Here is a 4,860-nt window from a genome sequence, read left to right on the forward strand (position 1 = left end):
CCGCGGGCGCTGGCCGAGGTCGGGCTCGGCGCCAGCTTCCGCTTCCGCTATCCCCACCAGCTCTCGGGCGGCCAGCGCCAGCGCGTGGCGATCGCGCGTGCGCTGATCGTCGAGCCGCGCGTGCTGCGGCTCGACCGCGCCTTCCGCCGCGACGTGCAGATGGTGTTCCAGGACCCCTATGCCTCGCTGCATCCGCGCTTCACGGTGGACGAGACGCTGCGCGAGCCGCTGGCGATCCACGGTATCGCCGACGCCGATACGCGGATTCCGCGGGCGCTGGCCGAGGTCGGGCTCGGCGCCAGCTTCCGCTTCCGCTATCCCCACCAGCTCTCGGGCGGCCAGCGCCAGCGCGTGGCGATCGCGCGTGCGCTGATCGTCGAGCCGCGCGTGCTGCTGCTCGACGAGCCGACCTCGGCGCTCGACGTCTCGGTGCAGGCCGAGATCCTGAACCTGCTGCGCCGCCTGCATCGCGAGCGCGGGCTGACCATGCTGCTGGTGAGCCACAACCTGGCCGTGATCGGCTTCCTCTGCGAGCGGCTCGCCGTGATGCAGCATGGGGAGATCGTCGAGCAACTGACGGTGGAGGCGCTGCGCGCGGGACAGGTGGCGAACGCATACACGCGTACCCTGCTGCGCGCCACCGACGGTTATCGGCGCGCCGGCGGCTGACGCCGGGGCGGAAGCTTGCGGTTGCGGCTGCCATGACGGATGCGGCGCGGCAGCCGCCGATGTCGTGCGCGGCAAGGGCCACGCCGCGGCGCAGCATGCCGGGTGGCCAGCCGGGCACGCGAGAATGGCGAACCGGATCGCGGCTGGCGTAAGATCGCACGGCAAGCCCGGTCGAATCGCGACGAAGCGCGACGAACCCGATGCCGAACTTCGCGCGCGCCGGCCGGTCCATGCCTTTTCCCAACCGCTAGAGGAGCGCCCGTGATTCATCTCATCGAAACGCTCGTGGTCGGCCTGATCGTCGGCCTGCTCGCCCGCGCGCTGAAACCCGGCGACGACAAGATGGGCATCGTGATGACCATCGTGCTCGGCATCGTCGGCTCGGTGATCGCCGGCTACGTCGGCCGCGCCGCCGGCTGGTACCAGCCCGGCCAGGGCGCCGGCTGGATCGCCTCGATCATCGGCGCGATCGTGCTGCTGGTGATCGTCGGCGCGGTGCGCAAGCGCGCCGGCTGAGCCAGCCCCGCGGAACGCCGTCGGCTCGGCGGCGTTCCGCCCCTTCGCCCCCACCTTCCATCGCGCCACGCCCGTTGCGCGTACAACCAAGCCGGTCCAGCTTCCCTCCCGCTCCAGGCTCCCCCGCCGTCCATCAGCCAGCCGGCATCGCCGCCAGGCGCCGAGCTTTCCTCATGCGTTTCCGACCGGCCGCGATCGCCGACGATCCGCGTTCTTGCCGCTCGTGGACCTCGATTTCAGCACGCGGGTTTGTACCACCGCCGGCTCGATCGAAGCGACCTGACATCGGCTCGGCCATCTCCTAGCATTGAAGCAGCGAACTTTGTCAAAAAATGTAAAAAATCCGCTCAAGGCAACCGCCCTGGATGCCGTCAATGCGGGTGAGCAGGCCGTCGTCGGCGAGTGTGACGCCGCGACGTGCCAACAAGTCCGACCCCACCGATTCGGAGTCCGTCATGATCGCCCGTTCGTCGCTGCCGTCGCTATCGTTTGCGCGTGGTTTTCCGAGTCTTACGAACCTGTCAGGATGGCGGCGCCTCGCCGTCCTGCCGCTCGCCGCCTGCGCGCTCCTCGCGCTGCCCGGCACCGCCGCGCATGCGCAGGGCGGCACCATCCAGTTCAGCGGGCGCATCGTCGAGCCGCCCTGCTCGTTCCAGGTCGATACCGCCGCCACACGCGTGCAACCGAACTGTGCCAGGCCGGCCTTCGGGCAGGTCGGCTTCGTCGACCTGTACAGCGGCCGCAAGCTCGGCTCGTCAACGCTGACGATCGCTTCCGCGCCGTTTGCCATCCCGGGCCAGGGCACCCGGCGCGACCCCATGATCGTGACCGTCGACTATCGTTGAGCGCGCATCGAAGCGCATCCCGTCCTCCGCCGCCGCGGCTCAGTCGCGGTGGGCCGCCAGCCAGTCGCTGAACAGGTCCAGCTTCGGCTGGGCCGCGTTGCGCGCCGGGCAGACGAAGTCGTAGCGCGCGCCGGTGCCGAGCACCGCCTCGAAGGGCGTCGCCAGGCGCCGCGCGGCCACGTCGTCGGCGATCAGCGTGACGTCGCTGATGGCGATGCCGAAGCCCTGCATGGCGGCGTTGGTGGCCAGGTCCAGCGTGTCGAAGCTCGGCCCGCGCGCCGGATCGATGCCCTCGATGCCGGCATGGGCCAGCCATTGGCGCCAGTCTCGATGGTCGCGGGTGGGATGCAGCAGCGTGTGGCGCGCCAGGTCGGCGCCCGAGGCGATCGGCCGTTCGGCCAGCAGCTCGGGCGCGCAGACCGGCGTGAGCCGCTCGGCGAACAGCGGCACGACGCGCACCTCGGGCGTCGCCGCCATGCCGTAGACGATCGCCGCATCGAAGGGCTCGGTCGCGAAATCGACGTCGTGCCGCCAGGTGGTGGTCATCTGCACGTGCAGGTCCGGATGCTCGGTCTGGAACTGCATCACCTTGGGCAGGATCCAGCGCATCACGCAGGTCGGCACCTTCAGCGCCAGGTCGGTGCGCTGGCGCGTCAGGCGCCGCGAGATGTCGTCGATGCGCGCGAAGCTCTCGCCGACCACCGGCAGCAGTTGCTCGCCCTCGGGGGTCAGCGCCAGCCCCTTGGCGCGCCGCACGAACAGCGGGAAGCCGTAATGCGCCTCGAGCGACTGGATCTGGCGGCTGACCGCGCCCTGGGTCAGGCACAGCGCCTCGGCCGCGCGCGTGAAGTTCAGGTGGCGCGCGACCGTGACGAAGACCTGCAGGGCATTGAGCGGCGGAAGACGATGCATGGCTGGCGCGAACGGAAGACGGGCGCGCCGGCCGATGCGGCGCGCAAGGCGCCACGATAAGCGATCCGGGGGTTTTGCGCGAGGAGCGCGAGGTACGCGCGGTGGCGTGGGCGATCGGCCCCGGCCGGGGCGGGCTCGGCGTGACTTGCGGCATCCGCTGCAGCGAGCGCTCGTCCGCGCCGGCGCCGGGCGCTTCCGGGCGCCGTGCGCGCCCGGCTTTCGGCACGCCGGAGAAGCGCTCGGATGTTCAGATGCTCACGCGTTCAGGCCTTCAGGCGAAGGTGGCGGTGACGATGCGCGCGACCGCGGCAATGGCCGCGTTGTCGTATTTCGCGTCCTTGTCCGGGCGCGTGGTGTAGACCGTCAGCACCACCGGCTGGCGGCTCGGCGAATACAGCACGGCCACGTCGTTGGCGGTGCCGTAGTCGCCGCTGCCGGTCTTGTCGGCTACCCGCCAGCCGGCCGGCACGCCGGCACGGATCCGCGTCTCGCCGGTGGTATTGCCCAGCATCCAGGTCACCAGTTGCGCGCGGCCGGACGGATCGAGCCCGTCGCCGAGCGTGACGCGGCGCAGCGTGTCGGCCATCGCGGCCGGCGTGGTGGTATCGCGTTCGTCGCCGGGCACCGCTTCGTTCAGCTCGGTTTCCAGGCGATCGAGGCGGAAGGTGGCGTCGCCGATCGAGCGCGCATGGGCCGTCACCGCGGCCGGATCGCCGATCAGCCGGATCAGCAGGTTGGCCGCGGTGTTGTCGCTGTACTGGATCGCGGCGGCGCACAAGGCCGCCACCGTCATGCCCGTGGCGAGGTTTTTCTCGGTGACCGGCGAATAGCTCACCAGGTCGTGCCGCGTGTAGCGGATCACGCTCGACAGCAAGCGCGCGTCGCCGGCCGCGCGCGCCAGCACGGCCGAGACCAGCACCACCTTGAAGGTGCTGCACAGCGCAAAGCGCTCGTCGGCGCGGTGCAGGATCCGCCGGCCGCTGCCGGTGTCGATCGCGCTCACGCCGATGCGGCCGCCGAAGCCGCTTTCGAGCGCCGCGATCTGCCGGGCCGCGTCGCGGGTCCGGGCGTCTTCCTTCACGCCGTCCTTCTTGCCGTCCCGATGGCCAACCACGGCGCAGGCGGCGAGAACGGGAGCGGAAACGGCGGCGAGCAGCAGCGAACGGCGGAGCGGGGAATGGGTCATGACGGGTCGATGTCTCGATCGGTGGTTCAGGGGTGGATCGGCGGCACGGCGCGAGATGGCCGGGGCCACCGCCGGGCATCGTCGGTTGCGAGGCTCAGGATGCCGGATCGGGTAGACCGCGGGGAGGCGGCAATGGTTCGCGCCGCGCCGCCGATGGTTCGGCCCCGGCTCCGGACGCGATCAGGCGAATGGCAGCAGATCGCGCGGCGCCGAGTCGGGTTGGGCCGGAGCGCGGAAATCCGCGTGGCCAGCCCGGCCGCCGAGAATCCCGCGCCGACGCCGGGCCAAGCACGCCCGATCAACTCTCGCGCGCCGGCAGGTAGGCGACCGGATCGACCGGCTTGCCGTCGCGGCGCACCTCGAACAGCACGGCCGTGCCGCGCACCCAGCCCGCGCCGCCGGCTTCGGCGATCGGCTCGCCCTGCCGCACGATATCGCCGGTCTTCACCAGCAGGCGGCTACCGCGCGCGTAAGCGGTCAGGAAATCGGCGTTGTGCTGCACGATCACCAGCGAGCCGTAGTCGTTCAGGCCGGTGCCGGCATACATCACGCGGCCGTCGGCGGCGGCGCGCACCGGCTCGCCCGAGCGCACCGAGATCCCGATGCCGCGATTGCGCCCCGGCTGGAACGGCTCCACCACCGGGCCCTCGGCCGGCCAGGCCAGCGTGACGCGCTGCGCATGACGGCGCGTGGCGCGCATGATCTGCGCGACGTCGGCCGCCGAGGGCGCGG

At 71.4% G+C, this 4,860-nt stretch carries 7 protein-coding genes; 3 read left to right on the forward strand and 4 right to left on the reverse strand.

The annotated features are described in order from the left end of the window. Both F3J18_RS35535 and F3J18_RS35540 read left to right on the forward strand, forming a co-directional pair. Positions 1-669 (forward strand): ATP-binding cassette domain-containing protein (locus F3J18_RS35535; protein WP_166916777.1); only part of this gene is annotated, 669 nt, incomplete at its 5' end. A gap of 261 nt (positions 670-930) precedes the next feature. Further along, complete coding sequence (locus F3J18_RS35540) at positions 931-1,185, forward strand: GlsB/YeaQ/YmgE family stress response membrane protein (protein ID WP_025099473.1); 255 nt, start codon at positions 931-933, stop codon at positions 1,183-1,185. Positions 1,186-1,510: 325 nt separating this feature from the next. Here the strand turns inward: F3J18_RS35540 and F3J18_RS38620 are convergent, their stop codons facing one another. Continuing rightward, positions 1,511-1,642, reverse strand: coding sequence for a hypothetical protein (locus F3J18_RS38620; protein ID WP_275691169.1), 132 nt, complete (start codon positions 1,640-1,642; stop codon positions 1,511-1,513). Between F3J18_RS38620 and F3J18_RS35545 the strand changes: the two genes are divergently transcribed. Continuing rightward, a complete protein-coding gene (locus F3J18_RS35545) occupies positions 1,641-2,030 on the forward strand; it encodes a type 1 fimbrial protein (RefSeq protein ID WP_025099474.1) in 390 nt (129 codons plus the stop codon). The genes F3J18_RS38620 and F3J18_RS35545 overlap by 2 nt on opposite strands. A gap of 39 nt (positions 2,031-2,069) precedes the next feature. Here F3J18_RS35545 and F3J18_RS35550 read toward each other — a convergent pair whose 3' ends face one another. The 3 genes from F3J18_RS35550 to F3J18_RS35560 all read right to left on the reverse strand — a co-directional run. Continuing rightward, positions 2,070-2,942, reverse strand: a complete 873-nt coding sequence (locus tag F3J18_RS35550; RefSeq protein WP_166916779.1) for a LysR substrate-binding domain-containing protein — start codon at positions 2,940-2,942, stop codon at positions 2,070-2,072. A 271-nt stretch (positions 2,943-3,213) separates the two neighbouring features. Next, on the reverse strand, positions 3,214-4,128 hold the full coding sequence (blaPEN-N, locus tag F3J18_RS35555; protein ID WP_166916781.1) for a PEN-N family class A beta-lactamase: 915 nt from the start codon (positions 4,126-4,128) through the stop codon (positions 3,214-3,216). A 298-nt stretch (positions 4,129-4,426) separates the two neighbouring features. Then, positions 4,427-4,860: peptidoglycan DD-metalloendopeptidase family protein (locus F3J18_RS35560; protein ID WP_166916783.1), on the reverse strand; the 434-nt coding region annotated here is incomplete at its 5' end.

Source organism: Burkholderia sp. Ax-1720 (assembly GCF_011753035.1).
Taxonomy (GTDB): domain Bacteria; phylum Pseudomonadota; class Gammaproteobacteria; order Burkholderiales; family Burkholderiaceae; genus Burkholderia; species Burkholderia gladioli.

Excerpts from the sequence above, each read along its gene's own strand:
- F3J18_RS35545 (WP_025099474.1), top strand. The coding sequence starts at position 1,641 with ATGATCGCCCGTTCGTCGCTGCCGTCGCTATCGTTTGCGCGTGGTTTT.
- F3J18_RS38620 (WP_275691169.1), bottom strand. The coding sequence starts at position 1,642 with ATGACGGACTCCGAATCGGTGGGGTCGGACTTGTTGGCACGTCGCGGC.
- F3J18_RS35550 (WP_166916779.1), bottom strand. The coding sequence starts at position 2,942 with ATGCATCGTCTTCCGCCGCTCAATGCCCTGCAGGTCTTCGTCACGGTC.
- blaPEN-N (WP_166916781.1), bottom strand. The coding sequence starts at position 4,128 with ATGACCCATTCCCCGCTCCGCCGTTCGCTGCTGCTCGCCGCCGTTTCC.